13 protein-coding genes, 2 tRNA genes and 3 rRNA genes are annotated in these 19,271 nt (G+C 58.6%); 3 read left to right on the top strand and 15 right to left on the bottom strand.

Going from position 1 to position 19,271, the window contains the following annotated elements; translation table 11 throughout:
- Positions 1-141 precede the first annotated feature (141 nt).
- The 14 genes from rrf to mrcB all read right to left on the bottom strand — a co-directional run bounded on the left by rrf (position 142) and on the right by mrcB (position 15,633).
- Positions 142-257: ribosomal RNA gene (gene rrf, locus AC5QPF_RS04885) — 5S ribosomal RNA — on the bottom strand.
- Positions 258-399: 142 nt separating this feature from the next.
- A 23S ribosomal RNA gene (locus AC5QPF_RS04880) occupies positions 400-3,290 on the bottom strand.
- A 235-nt stretch (positions 3,291-3,525) separates the two neighbouring features.
- A tRNA-Ala gene (locus AC5QPF_RS04875) sits at positions 3,526-3,601 on the bottom strand.
- A 23-nt stretch (positions 3,602-3,624) separates the two neighbouring features.
- Positions 3,625-3,701, bottom strand: a tRNA-Ile gene (locus AC5QPF_RS04870).
- Between the two features lie 77 nt (positions 3,702-3,778).
- Positions 3,779-5,315 (bottom strand): 16S ribosomal RNA (locus AC5QPF_RS04865).
- The 16S, 23S and 5S rRNA genes sit together here with 2 tRNA genes alongside, the layout of an rRNA operon.
- Before the next feature lie 487 nt (positions 5,316-5,802).
- Positions 5,803-6,423, bottom strand: a complete 621-nt coding sequence (gene msrQ / locus AC5QPF_RS04860; protein WP_494962247.1) for a protein-methionine-sulfoxide reductase heme-binding subunit MsrQ — start codon at positions 6,421-6,423, stop codon at positions 5,803-5,805.
- The gene (gene msrP, locus AC5QPF_RS04855; protein ID WP_494962246.1) at positions 6,423-7,436 is read right to left on the bottom strand and encodes a protein-methionine-sulfoxide reductase catalytic subunit MsrP; all 1,014 of its coding nucleotides are present in this window, start codon (positions 7,434-7,436) and stop codon (positions 6,423-6,425) included. Before msrP ends, msrQ begins: the two co-directional genes overlap by 1 nt.
- A 66-nt stretch (positions 7,437-7,502) precedes the next feature.
- Complete coding sequence (pssA, locus tag AC5QPF_RS04850; RefSeq protein ID WP_494962245.1) at positions 7,503-8,360, bottom strand: CDP-diacylglycerol--serine O-phosphatidyltransferase; 858 nt, start codon at positions 8,358-8,360, stop codon at positions 7,503-7,505.
- Between the two features lie 146 nt (positions 8,361-8,506).
- Positions 8,507-9,523: a ketol-acid reductoisomerase gene (ilvC, locus tag AC5QPF_RS04845; RefSeq protein WP_494962244.1), complete on the bottom strand. Its 1,017-nt coding sequence runs from the start codon at positions 9,521-9,523 to the stop codon at positions 8,507-8,509.
- 53 nt (positions 9,524-9,576) lie between these two features.
- A complete protein-coding gene (gene ilvN / locus AC5QPF_RS04840) occupies positions 9,577-10,068 on the bottom strand; it encodes an acetolactate synthase small subunit (protein ID WP_042125802.1) in 492 nt (163 codons plus the stop codon).
- Position 10,069: 1 nt separating this feature from the next.
- Complete coding sequence (locus AC5QPF_RS04835) at positions 10,070-11,794, bottom strand: acetolactate synthase 3 large subunit (protein ID WP_330073023.1); 1,725 nt, start codon at positions 11,792-11,794, stop codon at positions 10,070-10,072.
- Between the two features lie 413 nt (positions 11,795-12,207).
- Positions 12,208-12,540 carry a YqcC family protein gene (locus AC5QPF_RS04830; protein ID WP_458975210.1) on the bottom strand — a complete coding sequence of 111 codons (333 nt, stop codon included), beginning with the start codon at positions 12,538-12,540 and terminating at the stop codon, positions 12,208-12,210.
- Positions 12,537-13,286: a tetratricopeptide repeat protein gene (locus AC5QPF_RS04825; protein WP_494962243.1), complete on the bottom strand. Its 750-nt coding sequence runs from the start codon at positions 13,284-13,286 to the stop codon at positions 12,537-12,539. The genes AC5QPF_RS04830 and AC5QPF_RS04825 overlap by 4 nt, the downstream gene beginning before the upstream one ends.
- A 25-nt stretch (positions 13,287-13,311) precedes the next feature.
- Positions 13,312-15,633 (bottom strand): penicillin-binding protein 1B, encoded by a 2,322-nt coding sequence (gene mrcB / locus AC5QPF_RS04820; protein WP_494962242.1) that lies wholly within the window; start codon positions 15,631-15,633, stop codon positions 13,312-13,314.
- A 118-nt stretch (positions 15,634-15,751) separates the two neighbouring features.
- On the opposite strand from mrcB, the gene AC5QPF_RS04815 reads away from it, so the two are divergent.
- From AC5QPF_RS04815 to AC5QPF_RS04805, 3 genes are all read left to right on the top strand, one after another.
- Positions 15,752-17,314: an AAA family ATPase gene (locus AC5QPF_RS04815; RefSeq protein ID WP_494962241.1), complete on the top strand. Its 1,563-nt coding sequence runs from the start codon at positions 15,752-15,754 to the stop codon at positions 17,312-17,314.
- Positions 17,315-17,421: 107 nt separating this feature from the next.
- On the top strand, positions 17,422-17,766 hold the full coding sequence (locus AC5QPF_RS04810; RefSeq protein ID WP_330073028.1) for a pentapeptide repeat-containing protein: 345 nt from the start codon (positions 17,422-17,424) through the stop codon (positions 17,764-17,766).
- A gap of 143 nt (positions 17,767-17,909) precedes the next feature.
- Complete coding sequence (locus AC5QPF_RS04805) at positions 17,910-18,182, top strand: TfoX/Sxy family DNA transformation protein (RefSeq protein WP_494962240.1); 273 nt, start codon at positions 17,910-17,912, stop codon at positions 18,180-18,182.
- A gap of 180 nt (positions 18,183-18,362) precedes the next feature.
- Here the strand turns inward: AC5QPF_RS04805 and AC5QPF_RS04800 are convergent, their stop codons facing one another.
- A complete protein-coding gene (locus AC5QPF_RS04800) occupies positions 18,363-19,262 on the bottom strand; it encodes a ChaN family lipoprotein (RefSeq protein ID WP_494962239.1) in 900 nt (299 codons plus the stop codon).
- Positions 19,263-19,271 lie beyond the last annotated feature (9 nt).

Below are 19,271 nucleotides of genomic sequence, written 5' to 3'. Positions count from 1 at the left end.
TGAATGACGGCGACGGGCTCTATTCTAGTGCCCTTGCCCTGATTTGTGGGAGCACGCCCAGGATAGGCACTAAAACGACTATTGTGTCGGCCAAAGACAAAACCCCTACCTGCTTACGCAGATAGGGGTTTCGGAATTTAATCTTGACGATGACCTACTCTCACATGGAGAAGCTCCACACTACCATCGGCGATGCGTCGTTTCACTGCTGAGTTCGGGATGGGATCAGGTGGTTCCAACGCTCTATGGTCGTCAAGAAATTCTTTGTGCCGTCTCGTCTTTCGACGCCACGACAAATCGGGTATGTGATGTGTGAGTCGCAAATTTTCGGTCATTTCGTCTTCACAACACCGCAATCTGGCGCGCCTTCCGGCTTCACTCAAATTGCTTGGGTGTTATATGGTCAAGCCTCACGGGCAATTAGTATTGGTTAGCTCAACGCCTCACAGCGCTTACACACCCAACCTATCAACGTCGTAGTCTTCGACGGCCCTTCAGGGAGCTCAAGGCTCCAGTGAGATCTCATCTTGAGGCAAGTTTCCCGCTTAGATGCTTTCAGCGGTTATCTCTTCCGAACATAGCTACCCGGCAATGCCACTGGCGTGACAACCGGAACACCAGAGGTTCGTCCACTCCGGTCCTCTCGTACTAGGAGCAGCCCCTCTCAAATCTCAAACGTCCACGGCAGATAGGGACCGAACTGTCTCACGACGTTCTAAACCCAGCTCGCGTACCACTTTAAATGGCGAACAGCCATACCCTTGGGACCGGCTTCAGCCCCAGGATGTGATGAGCCGACATCGAGGTGCCAAACACCGCCGTCGATATGAACTCTTGGGCGGTATCAGCCTGTTATCCCCGGAGTACCTTTTATCCGTTGAGCGATGGCCCTTCCATACAGAACCACCGGATCACTAAGACCTACTTTCGTACCTGCTCGACGTGTCTGTCTCGCAGTCAAGCGCGCTTTTGCCTTTATACTCTACGACCGATTTCCGACCGGTCTGAGCGCACCTTCGTACTCCTCCGTTACTCTTTAGGAGGAGACCGCCCCAGTCAAACTACCCACCATACACTGTCCTCGATCCGGATAACGGACCTGAGTTAGAACCTCAAAGTTGCCAGGGTGGTATTTCAAGGATGGCTCCACGCGAACTGGCGTCCACGCTTCAAAGCCTCCCACCTATCCTACACAAGCAAATTCAAAGTCCAGTGCAAAGCTATAGTAAAGGTTCACGGGGTCTTTCCGTCTAGCCGCGGATACACTGCATCTTCACAGCGATTTCAATTTCACTGAGTCTCGGGTGGAGACAGCGCCGCCATCGTTACGCCATTCGTGCAGGTCGGAACTTACCCGACAAGGAATTTCGCTACCTTAGGACCGTTATAGTTACGGCCGCCGTTTACCGGGGCTTCGATCAAGAGCTTCGCGTTAGCTAACCCCATCAATTAACCTTCCGGCACCGGGCAGGCGTCACACCCTATACGTCCACTTTCGTGTTTGCAGAGTGCTGTGTTTTTAATAAACAGTCGCAGCGGCCTGGTATCTTCGACCGGCATGGGCTTACGGAGCAAGTCCTTCACCCTCGCCGGCGCACCTTCTCCCGAAGTTACGGTGCCATTTTGCCTAGTTCCTTCACCCGAGTTCTCTCAAGCGCCTTGGTATTCTCTACCCAACCACCTGTGTCGGTTTGGGGTACGGTTCCCGGTTATCTGAAGCTTAGAAGCTTTTCTTGGAAGCATGGCATCAACCACTTCGTCGCCTAAAGGCAACTCGTCATCAGCTCTCGGCCTTGAAATCCCGGATTTACCTAAGATTCCAGCCTACCACCTTAAACTTGGACAACCAACGCCAAGCTGGCCTAGCCTTCTCCGTCCCTCCATCGCAATAACCGGAAGTACAGGAATATTAACCTGTTTTCCATCGACTACGCTTTTCAGCCTCGCCTTAGGGACCGACTAACCCTGCGTCGATTAACGTTGCGCAGGAAACCTTGGTCTTTCGGCGTGGGAGTTTTTCACTCCCATTGTCGTTACTCATGTCAGCATTCGCACTTCTGATACCTCCAGCAAGCTTCTCAACTCACCTTCACAGGCTTACAGAACGCTCCTCTACCGCATCACCTAAGTGATACCCGTAGCTTCGGTGCATGGTTTGAGCCCCGTTACATCTTCCGCGCAGGCCGACTCGACTAGTGAGCTATTACGCTTTCTTTAAAGGGTGGCTGCTTCTAAGCCAACCTCCTAGCTGTCTAAGCCTTCCCACATCGTTTCCCACTTAACCATGACTTTGGGACCTTAGCTGACGGTCTGGGTTGTTTCCCTTTTCACGACGGACGTTAGCACCCGCCGTGTGTCTCCCATGCTCGGCACTTGTAGGTATTCGGAGTTTGCATCGGTTTGGTAAGTCGGGATGACCCCCTAGCCGAAACAGTGCTCTACCCCCTACAGTGATACATGAGGCGCTACCTAAATAGCTTTCGAGGAGAACCAGCTATCTCCGAGCTTGATTAGCCTTTCACTCCGATCCACAGGTCATCCGCTAACTTTTCAACGGTAGTCGGTTCGGTCCTCCAGTCAGTGTTACCTAACCTTCAACCTGCCCATGGATAGATCGCCCGGTTTCGGGTCTATACCCAGCGACTAAGCGCCCTATTAAGACTCGCTTTCGCTACGCCTCCCCTATTCGGTTAAGCTCGCCACTGAATATAAGTCGCTGACCCATTATACAAAAGGTACGCAGTCACCTAACAAAGTAGGCTCCCACTGCTTGTACGCATACGGTTTCAGGTTCTATTTCACTCCCCTCTCCGGGGTTCTTTTCGCCTTTCCCTCACGGTACTGGTTCACTATCGGTCAGTCAGTAGTATTTAGCCTTGGAGGATGGTCCCCCCATATTCAGACAAAGTTTCTCGTGCTCCGTCCTACTCGATTTCATTGACAAGAGATTTTCGTGTACGGGGCTATCACCCACTATGGCGGCACTTTCCAGAGCCTTCCACTAATCTCAAATCAACTTAAGGGCTAGTCCCCGTTCGCTCGCCACTACTAAGGGAATCTCGGTTGATTTCTTTTCCTCAGGGTACTTAGATGTTTCAGTTCCCCTGGTTCGCCTCTTGCACCTATGTATTCAGTGCAAGATACTCAGCTTGTGCTGAGTGGGTTCCCCCATTCAGAGATCTCCGGATCAAAGTCTGTTTGCCGACTCCCCGGAGCTTATCGCAGGCTACCACGTCTTTCATCGCCTCTGACTGCCAAGGCATCCACCGTATGCGCTTCTTCACTTGACCATATAACCCCAAGCAATCTGGTTATACTGTGAAGACGACATTCGCCGAAAATTTGCAAAACTCTTAAGAGTCACTCACAAATTTTACCTTAGCCTGAATCAACACCAGTGAAAGTGTCGTTCAGTCTATTTCTATCACATACCCAAATTTTTAAAGAACGGACCAGTCTATAAAGACTAGAAATCAACATTCGAACCGAATGCTCATTTCTAAGCTTTCAACAGGATGCAGATTATGGTGGAGCCAAGCGGGATCGAACCGCTGACCTCCTGCGTGCAAGGCAGGCGCTCTCCCAGCTGAGCTATGGCCCCAGACTGAGGCGGTGTAACTTAATTGGTGGGTCTGGGCAGATTCGAACTGCCGACCTCACCCTTATCAGGGGTGCGCTCTAACCAACTGAGCTACAGACCCAATAAGCTGCTTTTCCGTCTTCTTCAATGAATCAAGCAATTCGTGTGGGAGCTCATGATACGGCTGATGTCGTCGATTAAGGAGGTGATCCAGCCGCAGGTTCCCCTACGGCTACCTTGTTACGACTTCACCCCAGTCATGAATCACACCGTGGTAACCGTCCTCCCGAAGGTTAGACTAGCTACTTCTGGTGCAACCCACTCCCATGGTGTGACGGGCGGTGTGTACAAGGCCCGGGAACGTATTCACCGCGACATTCTGATTCGCGATTACTAGCGATTCCGACTTCACGCAGTCGAGTTGCAGACTGCGATCCGGACTACGATCGGTTTTGTGAGATTAGCTCCACCTCGCGGCTTGGCAACCCTCTGTACCGACCATTGTAGCACGTGTGTAGCCCAGGCCGTAAGGGCCATGATGACTTGACGTCATCCCCACCTTCCTCCGGTTTGTCACCGGCAGTCTCCTTAGAGTGCCCACCATTACGTGCTGGTAACTAAGGACAAGGGTTGCGCTCGTTACGGGACTTAACCCAACATCTCACGACACGAGCTGACGACAGCCATGCAGCACCTGTGTCAGAGTTCCCGAAGGCACCAATCCATCTCTGGAAAGTTCTCTGCATGTCAAGGCCTGGTAAGGTTCTTCGCGTTGCTTCGAATTAAACCACATGCTCCACCGCTTGTGCGGGCCCCCGTCAATTCATTTGAGTTTTAACCTTGCGGCCGTACTCCCCAGGCGGTCAACTTAATGCGTTAGCTGCGCCACTAAAATCTCAAGGATTCCAACGGCTAGTTGACATCGTTTACGGCGTGGACTACCAGGGTATCTAATCCTGTTTGCTCCCCACGCTTTCGCACCTCAGTGTCAGTATGAGCCCAGGTGGTCGCCTTCGCCACTGGTGTTCCTTCCTATATCTACGCATTTCACCGCTACACAGGAAATTCCACCACCCTCTGCCCTACTCTAGCTCGCCAGTTTTGGATGCAGTTCCCAGGTTGAGCCCGGGGCTTTCACATCCAACTTAACGAACCACCTACGCGCGCTTTACGCCCAGTAATTCCGATTAACGCTTGCACCCTCTGTATTACCGCGGCTGCTGGCACAGAGTTAGCCGGTGCTTATTCTGTTGGTAACGTCAAAACAGCAAGGTATTAACTTACTGCCCTTCCTCCCAACTTAAAGTGCTTTACAATCCGAAGACCTTCTTCACACACGCGGCATGGCTGGATCAGGCTTTCGCCCATTGTCCAATATTCCCCACTGCTGCCTCCCGTAGGAGTCTGGACCGTGTCTCAGTTCCAGTGTGACTGATCATCCTCTCAGACCAGTTACGGATCGTCGCCTTGGTGAGCCATTACCTCACCAACTAGCTAATCCGACCTAGGCTCATCTGATAGCGCAAGGCCCGAAGGTCCCCTGCTTTCTCCCGTAGGACGTATGCGGTATTAGCGTTCCTTTCGAAACGTTGTCCCCCACTACCAGGCAGATTCCTAGGCATTACTCACCCGTCCGCCGCTGAATCGAAGAGCAAGCTCTTCTCATCCGCTCGACTTGCATGTGTTAGGCCTGCCGCCAGCGTTCAATCTGAGCCATGATCAAACTCTTCAGTTCAATACTGCTTGGGTTTTGAGAAAACCCTAAACTTGGCTCAGCAATCTCAAAATGAACTATTTCGATTTCTCGTATAGTCACTTGTGATGCTGATAATCTTTTTGACTACCAGTCCATTATCACAAGCACCCACACGAATTGCTTGATTCAATTGTTAAAGAGCGGTTGGTGAAGCACTTCGCTTCAACCGAGGCGCGCATTCTACGCTTTCCTCTAAGCCTGTCAAGCGTTTATTTTGAAGTTTTTCAGAATTTCTCGTTCAACTTCAAACACTTGACTCGCTGCGATCTCTCGTTAGCGGGAGGCGAATTCTACAGCGTTACAACCTGCTGTCAACTGCCTTTTTCAACCGCCTTCGTAAACGACCGAAGCACTTCCGATACTACCTGAAACGTCTAACTCGTTGAATCCTAAGGAGTTTTCCGTTCCGACTGCGCCGGAAGTGGGGCGAATTATAGAGAGATAAAACGGGGCGTCAACACTTTATTTAAACTTTTGTTACCGAATCCATTTTTCGCCCGCCAAACCGGGGTAACCGCTGGTTGATAGCGGGGATACGCAGAAGCAACAGTCCCACGCCAATCAACGCGTAGATGCTCCACTCCTTGAGGTCCGCCCGCACGATCCAGAGGAAATGCAGCAACCCTAGGACGAGAATCACGTAGACCAGCTTGTGCAGGCGCTTCCAGCGTGCCCCAAGGCGGCGCTGGCTGTAGCGGTTCGACGTCACTGCCAAACTGAGCAAGCCCAGGAACCCCAGAACACCGACGATGATGTATGGCCGCTTGCGCAACTCCACCGCCAGTTGCCCCCAGTCAAGACCTAGAATAAAGAAGAGATAGGCACTCAGGTGCAACGCTATATAAGCAAAGCACCACAGGCCCAACTGCCGACGGACCACGATCCAGCCGGACCAGCCTGTTACTTTCTGCAAAGGCGTCATAGCCAAGGTGATCAGCAGGAAGATCAATCCGCCAAGCCCCAGACGATCCACCAGGACCTTGCCCGGATCCGGACCCAACGCGAAGATCCAGGCCTGGTACAGCCAGTACAACGGCCATACCGCTGCCAAGATGAAGATGCACAAACGGAACAATGGATAACGCATCAATAGTTCTTCCGCAGGTCCAGGCCGGCGTAGAGCGAACTCACTTCTTCGGCATAGCCGTTGAACATCTGCGTCTCACGCACATTGGGACTGAACAGGCCACTCGGCAGACGCCGCTCACGAGCCTGAGTCCAGCGCGGGTGATCCACCGTCGGATTGACGTTGGCATAGAACCCGTACTCTTCCGGCGCAATGTGCTGCCAGGTAGTCTGCGGTTGCTCGCTGACCAAGCTGATGCGCACTATCGACTTGATGCTCTTGAACCCGTACTTCCACGGCACCACCAAGCGCAACGGCGCGCCATTCTGGTTCGGCAATTCGCGCCCATACATACCCACCGCGAGGATCGCCAGCGGATTCATCGCCTCGTCCAGTCGCAGCCCTTCTACATAAGGCCAGTCAATCAGTGCGAAACCGGAGCGCTGCCCCGGCATGTGCTTGGGATCCTGCAGCGTTTCGAAGCGCACATACTTCGCCTTCGAGGTCGGCTCGACTTCCCTGAGCAAGGCCGACAACGGAAAGCCCAGCCAGGGAATGACCATCGACCACGCCTCCACGCAGCGCAGCCGGTAGATCCGCTCCTCCAACTGGTAGGGCTTCATGAAGTCCTCCAGCGCGTAGCGTCCCGGCTTGCCCACCTCGCCGTCGATGACCACGCTCCACGGCGACGTAGGCAGCGCACCGGCATTCTCCGCAGGGTCGCCCTTGTCGGTACCGAACTCATAGAAGTTGTTGTAGTGGGTCGCATCCTTGAACGGGGTGATGGCCTCTCCCTGCACGGTGACCGCCTGCCAGCGAGTGTTCGGCAACTTCTCGGCGAACCAGCCAGGCGCCGCCCCCGACTCTACGTCGGCGTAGCGCGAAGGATCCGCCGCGAACGACCACCCCGGCAGCCCGGCCACGGCCAGGCCCGCCACGGAAGCACCAAGCAGGGAACGACGGGAAAGATAGAGCGACTCGGGGGTGATCTCCGACTCGGAACAGTCGGAGGCCCGGGGGAACTTGATCAGCATGATGACTCCGCAGAACCGCAGAACAGATGCAGTAGTAGACTACGGAGTCGGGTAAATATTGCAGCCCTACTCCGCGTTTTTTCGACGACGGATGCGCAACAGGTACTGCACAGGACCGGACGCCGCATAAGCGAGGAAGATCAGCAGCAGGATACGTGGCGGATCGCTGAATACCACCGCGAACACCAGCACCACGGCGAGGATCGCTACGAACGGCACGCGCCCCTTCAGGTCCAGCTCCTTGAAGCTGTTGTACTTGATGTTGCTGACCATCAGCATGCCTGCACCGGCGACCAGCAGCGCCACCAGGAACGACAGCTTCGACCCTTGGATACCGTAGTCGCTGAAAGCCCAGACCGTACCGGCGACCACACCTGCCGCAGCGGGACTGGCCAGGCCAATGAAATAGCGCTTGTCGGCCTTGCCTACCTGGGTATTGAAGCGCGCCAGACGCAGTGCGGCACCCGCTACATAGATAAAGGCGACCATCCAGCCGACCTTGCCCATATCGCCCAGCGCCCAGCCAAAGGCCAGCAGCGCCGGAGCGACGCCGAAAGCGACCATATCGGACAGGGAGTCATACTCGGCGCCGAAGGCACTCTGGGTGTTGGTCATGCGCGCGACGCGACCGTCCAGGCCATCCAGCACCATGGCCACGAAGATGGCGATGGCGGCAAAGGCGAAATACTTGCTCGCCTCGCGAGGATCACCGGCACTCAGTGCGCTCTGGGCACTCATCGAGTTGATGATCGAATAGAAACCGGCGAACAGGTTCGCGGTGGTGAACAGGTTGGGCAGCAAATAGATGCCACGGTGACGGACTTTGCGTCCTTCGGCGTCATGTCCTTCTTCGACATGCTCATCGATCGGTAGCAGGCTTTCGGCGTCAGAGGCCTTGTTCGGCTCTTCGGGACGTTCGCTCATTGAGATTACCTTGCAACGGTTTGGGTAGTTTCGACAAAGGCTCGCGGCGAGGGTTCGCCGACAAACGGATGAAAGCTTATACCAGAAGCTGACCCCCGAAATGAAAAAACGCGGCCGAAGCCGCGTTTTCCTTGCATCAAAACCAATCAGTTCTTGGTTTTGTCGACGATCTTGTTCGCCGAGATCCAAGGCATCATGGAGCGCAGTTGCTCGCCGATGACTTCGATGCCGTGAGCGGCGTTGTTGCGACGCTTGGCGGTCATCGATGGGTAGTTGGTGGCGCCTTCGCTGATGAACATCTTCGCGTATTCGCCGTCCTGGATGCGCTTCAGAGCGTTGCGCATGGCCTTGCGGGATTCTTCGTTGATGACTTCAGGACCGGTCACGTACTCGCCGTATTCGGCGTTGTTGGAGATCGAGTAGTTCATGTTGGCGATGCCGCCTTCGTACATGAGGTCAACGATCAGCTTCAGTTCGTGCAGGCACTCGAAGTAGGCCATTTCCGGCGCGTAGCCCGCTTCGACCAAGGTTTCGAAACCGGCCTTGACCAGCTCGACGGTGCCGCCGCAGAGAACGGCCTGCTCACCGAACAGGTCGGTTTCAGTCTCGTCCTTGAAGGTGGTTTCGATGATGCCGGTGCGACCACCGCCAACGCCAGCGGCGTAGGACAGTGCGACGTTCTTGGCGTTGCCCGAAGCGTCCTGGTAGACGGCGATCAGGTCAGGGATACCGCCGCCTTTGACGAATTCGGAGCGAACGGTGTGGCCTGGAGCCTTCGGCGCGATCATGATCACGTCAAGGTCGGCACGTGGAACGACCTGGTTGTAGTGGATCGAGAAGCCGTGGGAGAAGGCCAGGGTAGCGCCCTTCTTGATGTTCGGCTCGATTTCGTTCTTGTACAGGGCGCCCTGGAACTCGTCCGGGGTCAGAATCATGACCAGGTCAGCAGCAGCGACGGCGGTAGCGACGTCAGCGACTTTCAGGCCGTGGGCTTCAGCCTTGGCAACGGTAGCCGAACCTTTACGCAGACCGACGGTGACATCCACACCGGAGTCCTTCAGGTTGCACGCCTGAGCGTGGCCCTGGGAGCCGTAACCGATGATGGCAACTTTCTTGCCCTGGATGATCGAGAGATCGCAGTCTTTATCGTAGAAAACTTTCATGAAATACCCCTGTTATCTCGGCCTTGTTCAGGCCATTCGCTAATTTTGTCGAGTTAGATGCTGAGCACTTTGTCGCCGCGGGCAATGCCGGTGACGCCGCTACGCACGGTTTCGAGGATGGACGCAGTACCGATCGCCTGAATGAAGCTGTCGAGCTTGTCGCTGGTGCCGGTCAACTGCACGGTGTACACGCTGGCGCTGACGTCGACGATCTGCCCACGATAGATATCGGTGGTGCGCTTGATCTCGGCGCGCTGGGCACCAGTGGCCTTCACCTTGACCAGCATCAGTTCGCGCTCGATGTGAGCACTTTCCGACAGGTCGACCAGCTTGACCACCTCAACCAGTTTGTTCAGGTTCTTGGTGATCTGCTCGATCACCTCATCGTGGCCAACCGTGGTCAGCGTCAGACGCGACAGGGTCGGGTCTTCGGTCGGTGCTACGGTCAGGCTTTCGATGTTGTAGTTGCGTTGCGAGAACAAGCCGACGACGCGGGACAGGGCACCGGGTTCGTTTTCCAACAGCAGGGAAATAATGTGCCGCATATCAGGTCCGCTCCGTCTTGCTCAGCCACATGTCGCGCATCGAACCATCCTTGATCTGCATCGGATAGACGTGCTCGCTGTTGTCGACCTGGATGTCGATGAACACCAGGCGATCCTTGAGGGCAAAGGCTTCTTCGAGCTTGGGCTTGAGGTCCTTCAGGCTAGTGATGCGGATGCCCACGTGCCCATAGGCCTCGGCCAGCTTGACGAAGTCAGGCAGCGACTCCATGTAGGAGTGCGAATGACGGCTGTTGTAGGACATATCCTGCCACTGACGAACCATGCCCAGCACGCCGTTGTTCAGGTTGACGATCTTCACCGGCAGGTCGTACTGCAGGCAGGTCGACAGTTCCTGGATGTTCATCTGGATGCTGCCTTCGCCGGTAACGCAGGCCACGTCGGCCTCCGGGAAGTTCAGCTTGACGCCCATGGCCGCCGGGAAACCGAAGCCCATGGTGCCCAGGCCGCCGGAGTTGATCCAGCGATTCGGCTTGTTGAAGCGGTAGTACTGCGCCGCGAACATCTGGTGCTGGCCCACGTCGGAGGTGACGAAAGCGTCGCCCTTGGTGACCTCGCACAGGGTCTCGATCACAGTCTGAGGCTTGATGATGCTGCCGTCGCCCTTGTCGTAAGGGAACAGGCCGCGGTCGCCGCGCCACTCTTCGATCTGCTGCCACCAGGCATCGATGGCGGCCTTTTCAGGCTTCTCGCCGATCTCGCGGACAGCTGCGAGCATCTCGGTGAGCACGCTCTCCACCGGCCCGACGATCGGGACGTCGGCCTTGACGGTCTTGGAGATCGACGCCGGGTCGATGTCGATGTGGATGATCTTGGCGTTCGGGCAGAACTTGGCCGGGCCGTTGATGACGCGGTCGTCGAAACGCGCGCCGACAGCCAGGATCACGTCGGCATGGTGCATCGCCAGGTTGGCGGTATAGCTGCCGTGCATGCCGAGCATGCCGACGAACTGGCGATCGGTACCCGGGTAGGCGCCGAGGCCCATCAGGGTGTTGGTCACCGGTACGTTGAGCAGTTGAGCCAGCTCGGTCAGCGGCTCGGAGCCACCACCGAGGATCACGCCGCCGCCTGCGTAGATGATCGGGCGCTTGGCCGCGAGGATCATTTCCGCTGCCTTGCGGATCTGGCCGGAGTGACCACGGACCGCCGGGCTGTAGGAGCGCAGCTTGACCTTCTTCGGATAGACGTACTCGAACTTTTCAGCAGGGTTGGTCATGTCCTTCGGAATATCCACGACAACCGGACCTGGACGGCCGGATTGTGCGAGGTAGAAGGCTTTCTTCAGGACTTCCGGGATTTCCGAGGCGTGCTTGATCATGAAGCTGTGCTTCACGATCGGCCGGGAAATGCCGATCATGTCGGTTTCCTGGAAGGCATCGGTGCCGACCATGGTGCTAGGCACCTGACCGGACAGGATGACCATCGGGATGGAGTCCATGTACGCGGTGGCGATGCCGGTGATGGCATTGGTCGCGCCCGGACCGGAGGTCACCAGTACCACGCCGGCCTTGCCGGTGGCACGGGCATAGCCGTCCGCCATATGGGTCGCTGCCTGCTCGTGGCGAACCAGGATGTGCTGCACTTCCGGTTCTTTGAACAGGGCATCGTAAACATGAAGGAGAGCACCACCAGGGTACCCATAGATGTGCTTAACGCCTTCGTCACGCAAGAAGCGGACGACCATTTCAGCGCCAGATAAAAGCTCCACGTTGTTCACCTCTAAAACGCCAGAATACCGTTCGCTCCGGAACGGGTCTTAATAGGTTTACTGCCAAGCAGAGCATGAGCGACGAAAATGCCACTACGTCAGCACTGACTGAGCAAGTATTGGGAGCGCCCCAAAGTGTTGCGGGGTTTTCCCACCCAGCGCGAGGTAACGCGTTGCGGGGTGTAACAGGTCGGCGCGGGTGTGCGCCTCATGATCTGCTTAGCGGGTCTGCTTCTGGCAGTCCCCCTACAGCGGACTTTGGATTGTTCTGATTCGAACTGCGCAAGTCAAGCGACTTCACCGTTTAAATTCCGCCGCAACGCCTCTGCCAGCCGAGCGGAAACGTTTGCGACACCCCTGCACAAACGAATCGGGGCCGCAAAAGCGGCCCCGGACGATAAACGGCAGAGAAATCAGGCAGATGGGCTTATCAATTGGTCGAACTCCGCCAGCAGCTTGCGCAATTGACGACTTTCCTCCGGGCGATCGACGTACACCGTCTCGGCCATCACCAGAATGCCCGAGGCATTGGGTAACGCCAGCCCACGCTCGAGGATCTCCTTCATGCGCGGAAGGAAGATCCACTGCAGCCATTGCTCGAAGCTCATGCTGTCGACGGCGAAGGGGACGGTGCTGGCCAGGGCCTCGGCACTCGGGACCTCGTCGCTCCACCAACCCTGCACGTGCAGTTCACGCTCGATCAGCAGCAGGTGATCGGCAATATCCAGGATGCGCGCATCCATCACAGCGTCGCCTGGGCTTTCTGCCGTGCCTGCGCGGCACCGGCGGCATCACCCTGCTTTTCGCGAGCCTGGGCGATGATGTTCCATAGCCCGGACTGCAGATCGGGGCGGCCATTGGCATAGGTCAGCGCACGACGTGCCAATTGCTCGGACTGGGCTGCATCCCCTTGGGCCAGGCGTACCTGGGCCAGGCGGTAAAGCACCTGTGGCTCACGAGGCGCGATGCGCTGCGCGCGCTCGAGGCTCGACGAAGCTCCGTTGTAGTCACCACTGCCTTGCTGTTGCTGGGCAGTAGTCAGCAGCGCCAGCACTGGACCATCCAGTTGCTCGTCAGCCGACAGGCCGCCCGCACTGCTGCTGGCGCGCGGGATACCGGTCGGCGCCGAAGGCATGGTGTAGCTGCCCGCGTTGCTGCTCGGCTGCGGAGTGAATGGCTCCGAAGTCACCGGGCCCGGGGTGATCGGGCCGGTGCTGATGCCCGACGGCGCAGTGGACGCCGGGAAGGTCTGGATCGGTGCGGCGCCACTACCCTGCGGGATCATCACGGTCACGCCGCTGTCCTGCGGGACCGACTGCGCCTGGCTGGTACCGTTGCGCACCGGCGCATTGCCGGCACGGTTGGCTTGCACGCGTTCGCTGTTGGAGACCCGGGTACCGGAGTCCACCACCGGAATCGAGCCACGCGGCACGGTGGCGCAACCGTTGAGCAATGCCAGCGCGGTCAGCGCTGGAAACCACCATTTCTTCACGTCACATCCTCTTGGCAATCGCCGATCAATTCATCCAGCCCTTGACCCAGTCCATGACCGAGTCGGCGGGAGTCTGTTCGCCGCCGCAGGTCGCACCTGCAACCGGCTCGCTGCCGCGAATATACGGCATCTGCACCGCACCTGGGCAACTGGCGTCGGAGCCCTGGCCTGTATGCGGATCGACCCAGGCCTGCACCACGTTATCCGGCTGCGGCATGTCCAGCGGCAGCGGGTCGGCCTTGCGCATGAAGCTGGTCCAGACCTGCAAGGCACCGGTAGCACCGGTGAACGGCGTCTTGCCGTTGTCGTCGCGACCCAGCCAGACCACCGCCAGCAGGTCCTGGCTGAAGCCGGCGAACCAGCTGTCCCGCGAGTCGTTACTGGTACCGGTCTTGCCCGCCAGGTTCAGCGAACTCGGCAGTACGCTGTACACCGAACGACCGGTACCTTCACGCATCACCCGCTGCATGGCGTTCTGCACCAGGTAGATGGAGCCCGGGTCGAAGCGTTGCTGGATCTGGAACGGATAACGCTTGAGCGGCTCGCCCTCGGCGGTGAGTACGCTGCGGATACCGCGCATCGGCGTGTTGAAGCCACCATTCGCCAGGGTCTGGTACATGGTCGCGACCTGCATCGGTGACATGCCGCCTGCCCCCAGAAGCATCGACGGGAACGCCGGCCAGTCGACCTCGACACCCAGTCGCCCTATGGTTTTGAGCACATTCGGCACACCCAGTTCCAGGCCCAGCTTGGCCGTCGACAGGTTGTAGGAGTTGGCCAGGCCTTGGTACAGGTAGATGGTGCCGTGGGCACGCCGGTCGTAGTTCTGCGGTTTCCACACCTGGCCATCGGCGCCCTTGACCGAGAACGGCTCGTCCTGCACCCAACTGGTGAGGGTGTACTGGCTCGGTTTCTCCAGGGCGGTCAGGTACACCGCCGGCTTGACCAGCGAGCCGATCGGTCGCACGGCGTCGATTGCCCGGTTGAAGCCGGCGAACCCGGCCTGCCGACTGCCGATCAGGGCCTGGACTTCACCGGTCTCCGGATTGGTCACCACCATCGCCGCTTCGACGTCGTCCGCCCCCTTGCGGCCCGCCAGGCGCTTGAAGGTATCGGCCATCGAAGACTCGGCCTTCATCTGCAGGATCGGGTCGAAACTGGTGAAGATGCGCAGACCTTCCTCAGTAAGGTCTTCGTCGCGATAGTCCTGGCGCAACTGGCGCTTGACCAGGTCAAGGAAGCCGGGGAACGAGCTGTCAGCCAGACTGCCACGCTTGGTCACGCCCAGCGGCATCTTCTTCGCTGCCTCCACCACTTCTGGTGTCGCTACGCCCTGTTCCGCCAGCAGGTCGAGGACCAGATTGCGTCGTTGCAGGGCACGCTCAGGATAGCGCCGCGGGTTGTAGTAGGACGGTCCCTTGACCATGCCCACCAGCAGGGCCACCTGATGCAGCTTCAGCTCAGACAACGGCTGACTGAAGAAGAACTGGCTGGCCAAGCCGAATCCGTGCACCGCGCGCTGGCCGTCCTGACCGATGAACACTTCGTTCAGGTAGGCCTCGAGGATTTCATTCTTGTCGTAGTGCATTTCCAGCAGCACCGCCATCATTGCTTCGTTGAGCTTGCGGCTGAGGCTGCGTTCATTGGTGAGGAAGAAGTTCTTCACCAACTGTTGAGTCAAGGTACTGCCGCCCTGACGCATGGCACCGGACGACGTGTTGACCCAGACCGCACGGGCGATCGACTTGGGCGACACGCCGAAGTGGTGATAGAAGTCGCGGTCTTCCACCGCAACCAGGGTTTCCACCAGGTACGGCGGCACCTGGTCGAGCTTGATCAGAATGCGGTCTTCGAGATTCTTCGGGTACAGGCCGCCGATCAGCAGCGGCTCCAGGCGCACCACCGCCAGCTTGGCATCATTGGCCGCGCTGAGGCCGGCCACGTAGTCACCGGAGAAACGCACGCGGACCTTCTGCGCCGGTTCCAGGCCTTCATAAAACTGGAACCCGCGGGTATTCAGATCGACGGTATTGCCGCTGACCGCCGCCGCGCCCGGGCCGTTGGCCACGCTTTCACGGCGATAGCCCAGGGCATCGAGCTCGACAAGGAAATCGTCCTTGCTCAGCTTCTGGCCGACGAACAGCTCCAGCGGCCGGGCATAGACCTTGGCAGGAATGGTCCAGCGCTTGCCGGAGAATTTCTCCTGGACGACCGCGTCGAGGTATACGGCGAAACCGGCCAGCACCACCAGGCCGACCAGGCTGAGCTTGATGGCCCAGCCAAGCCAGGCGCGGGCGCGACCGGACGGTTGTTTCTTGGGGGTACGGGAGGATCGGGTACGTGTCATGGGCGCGGATTATACGCACTTTATCGTTCATCGACAGACGCCCCCCGGCGGTTTCCAGACGGCATGCTTGCCGCCATAATGGCCGATTAGAATCCCATTTGCCCCGGAAGGATCGCCCGTGAGCCAAGCCTTGATCGCAGCCCTGCAGAACCCCGCCCTGTACCCGCATCCCGTGAAGGATTTCCGGGTTATCGAGACGCACATTTCCTGGGTCGTGCTCACTGGCGACTACGCCTACAAGGTCAAGAAGCCGATGAATTTCGGCTTCCTCGACTTCACCGAACTGTCCAGCCGTGAACACTTTTGCAAAGAAGAATTGCGCCTGAACAAACGTCTGACCGAAGGACTGTACCTCGACGTGCTGCCGATCACCGGCAGCGCCGAAGCACCACAGTTGGGCGGTGAAGGCACACCGATCGAGTTTGCCCTGAAAATGCGCCAGTTCCCCCAGGAACAGATGCTCAGTACCTTGCAAGCCAATGGCGAACTGACCACCGCGCATATCGACCAGATGGCGCAACAGATCGCCGAGTTCCACCTGCAAGCCCCCCGGGTTGCCGTCGAACACCCGCTGGGCACCCCGGAAACGGTGATGGCACCGGTGGAGCAGAATTTCGAGCAGATCCGTCCGTTCCTCAGCGACAAGGCCGACCTGCAACAACTCGACGCCCTGCAGGCCTGGGCCCGCAGCAGCTTCGACCGCCTGCACAAGCTGCTCGCGGCACGCAAGGCGCAGGGCTTCATCCGCGAATGCCACGGTGACATCCATCTGGGCAACGCCACCCTTATCGACGGCAAGGTGGTGATCTTCGACTGCATCGAGTTCAACGAACCGTTCCGCCTGACCGACGTCTACGCCGACACCGCTTTCCTCGCCATGGACCTGGAAGACCGCGGCCTGAAATCGCTGTCGCGGCGCTTCGTCAGCCAGTACCTGGAACTGACCGGCGACTACGAAGGCCTGGAGCTACTGAACTTCTACAAGGCCTACCGCGCGCTCGTGCGGGCCAAGGTCGCCCTGTTCAGCATGCCTGCCAACGCCGATGGCGTGCAGCGCGCCACCACCCTGCGCCAATACCGCAACTACGCCAACCTGGCGGAAAGCTACAGTGCCATTCCGTCGCGCCTGCTGGCGATCACCCATGGCGTGTCCGCCGTAGGCAAGAGCCACGTGGCCATGCGCCTGGTCGAAGCCCTCGGCGCCATCCGCCTGCGTTCGGACGTGGAGCGCAAGCGCCTGTTCGGCGAGCAGAACGCCGCAGCGGCAGGTCAGTTGCAAGCCGGCATCTACACCGCCGACGCCAGCCAGGCCACCTATGCGCGCCTGCACCATCTGGCCGAAGTGGTCCTGCGTGCCGGCTTCCCGGTAGTAATCGACGCTACTTACCTCAAGCAGCCACAGCGCCAGAACGCCGCCGAGGTTGCCAGCGAGACCGGCGTACCGTTCCTGATCCTCGACTGCAATGCACCGGAAGCGGTGATCGCCAGCTGGCTGGCGCAACGCCAGGCGGACCAGAACGATCCATCCGACGCGACTCTGGACGTGGTCGCCGCGCAACAGGCCAGCCGCGACGCCCTGAGCGCCGAGGAACTTCTGCAGAGCAAGCGCGTGGAAACCAACGAGAGTGCCAGCCTGGACGATCTGGTCAAGCAGATCCGCCAACGCCTGCCAGGCCTGTAAAAGGCGCAGGAGGCGTGAAGCAGTCCACACTTCACGCCTCTATTTCGTAGCCTCCGCAATGGGTGACACTATAATGCCATTATCTGGCCACCCAGGAGGCGCGCACCATGAATCAGCCACGGCAACTCGACAGCTCGCTGTACGCATTGATTCACAACGAGGACATCGCGGGCTTCAACCGCGAGAAACCACAAGGCGCCAGCATCGATTTCCGTGATGGCGACTTCCGTGGCCTCGACCTGCGCAACCTCGACGCCTCGGGCATCGACTTCAGCGGTGCCTATTTCCGTGCCGCCGACCTGCGCGGCCTGGACCTTCGCGACGTACCTCTGGAAGGCGCCAGCCTGGCCCACGCACAGATCTCCGGGACCTGGTTCCCCCCCGAGCTCAGCGCTGACGAAATCCTCATGTCGGTGAATTTCGGCACTCGCCTGCGCTACCGCACCCGCTGAAAAACGCCCGGCGAACCGCGTCGGGCGCCTTCTTCCCAGCGGCACTGGCAAATAGCCGCGTTATCGCCAAGTGCCGCTACACTCCTGATTGATACGCCGCGAATTCCTCCACAAGACCCGTTCAGCCGGCGCAAGGAGGCTTGATGAACGACGAACTCCAGCACCTGAAGAATCTTGGCAAGACCTCGGCACAGTGGCTGCACGCGGTAGGCATCCACAGTGCATCGGACCTCCGCCGCCTGGGCGCGGTGGATGCCTATCGGGCGGTACGCACGCGGGGATTCAGGGCATCGAAGGTGCTGCTGTACGCGATTGAAGGTGCTTTGCTGGACATGCACTGGAACGATATTCCCGCCGAACGCAAGGAAGCCCTGAAGCAGCAACTCGATGCGACGACCCAGCGGAAAAATAATTGAAGATTTATAGAATGAGTCGTTGACTTAGAAATGAGAATCGTTATGATTATCACAACTGGTCGCGAGACTGGTTGGATAAACTGAAAGACCTTGGTTCGGACTCTCAGATTATCTCCTCATCAGGCTAATCACGGTTATTGACCCGGCAGTTTTGCCGGGTCTTTTTTTGCCTGCGATTCGTCATTTCAGGTCGGCGCAGTAATCCCGCTTCGGCAATGCCGAAGTGAACCAGACGTAATCCGCCTCCTTTGCCCCGACCTCTTCGCCCACCTGCGCCAGCATCAGCACCGGACTGCCCGCCCCCGCACCGAGGTCCGCCAGGTGCAGCGGCACCCCGACGTCCTTGCGTACATGCTGCCCTCCAGCCAGCAGCATTACCGGTGCGGGTGCCTGCAATAGGCGCTGGGCCATGCGCCGGTCACGTTGCTGCTGCACGGCGAGCATGGCGGGCAACTGGGCTTCCGGAAGCATGCCGCAATGCCCTGCGCGCACCTCTTCGAGCAACGCATCGCGCACGGCGGGCGCCGTAGAACGCGGGCCCGTCAGCTCAGGACGGGTGCGGTAGATCGTCTTCATCTCGTCGCGATCGAGGTTGGCGGCCAGCACCGGATAGCCGCTGGCAAAGGCTTCGCGCAGCAGTGGCGCATAGAACCTCCAGTCCCACCCCTGGCGCCAGTCGATGGCCGCGGCCAGGTCATCCGGTAGCGGCTGTTGCTGGCGTGCCGCATCGACCTTGACCTGCTGCACCGGTTCGAGCATTTCCAGCAACAGGCTGCCCTGCGCCCGCTGCTGGGCCAGCGCCTTCAGCAGCCACAGTTGCAGGGCATGGTGGTCTGGGTTGTCGTGCTGTTCGCCCACCAGTACCCGCGGTGCCTGCGCCAGACGCTCCACCAGCTGTTCCGGAGTCAGCAACTTGCCGCTGGCGGTTTCGCGGATCTGCCCCAGCTCGGCATGCTCGCGTCCTTCCGGGCTCTGCCATTCCGGCAAGGGTGGCAATGGCGGCGTCGTGGCGGTGGCCTGACAACCCGCCAGGCCCCAGGCCAACAGGAAAACAAGGCCGAAGGACCGGGATCGGGACATGTGCAACTC

Source organism: Pseudomonas sp. Con_6, from assembly GCF_059379395.1.
This window is presented reverse-complemented; position numbering and strand designations above follow the sequence as displayed.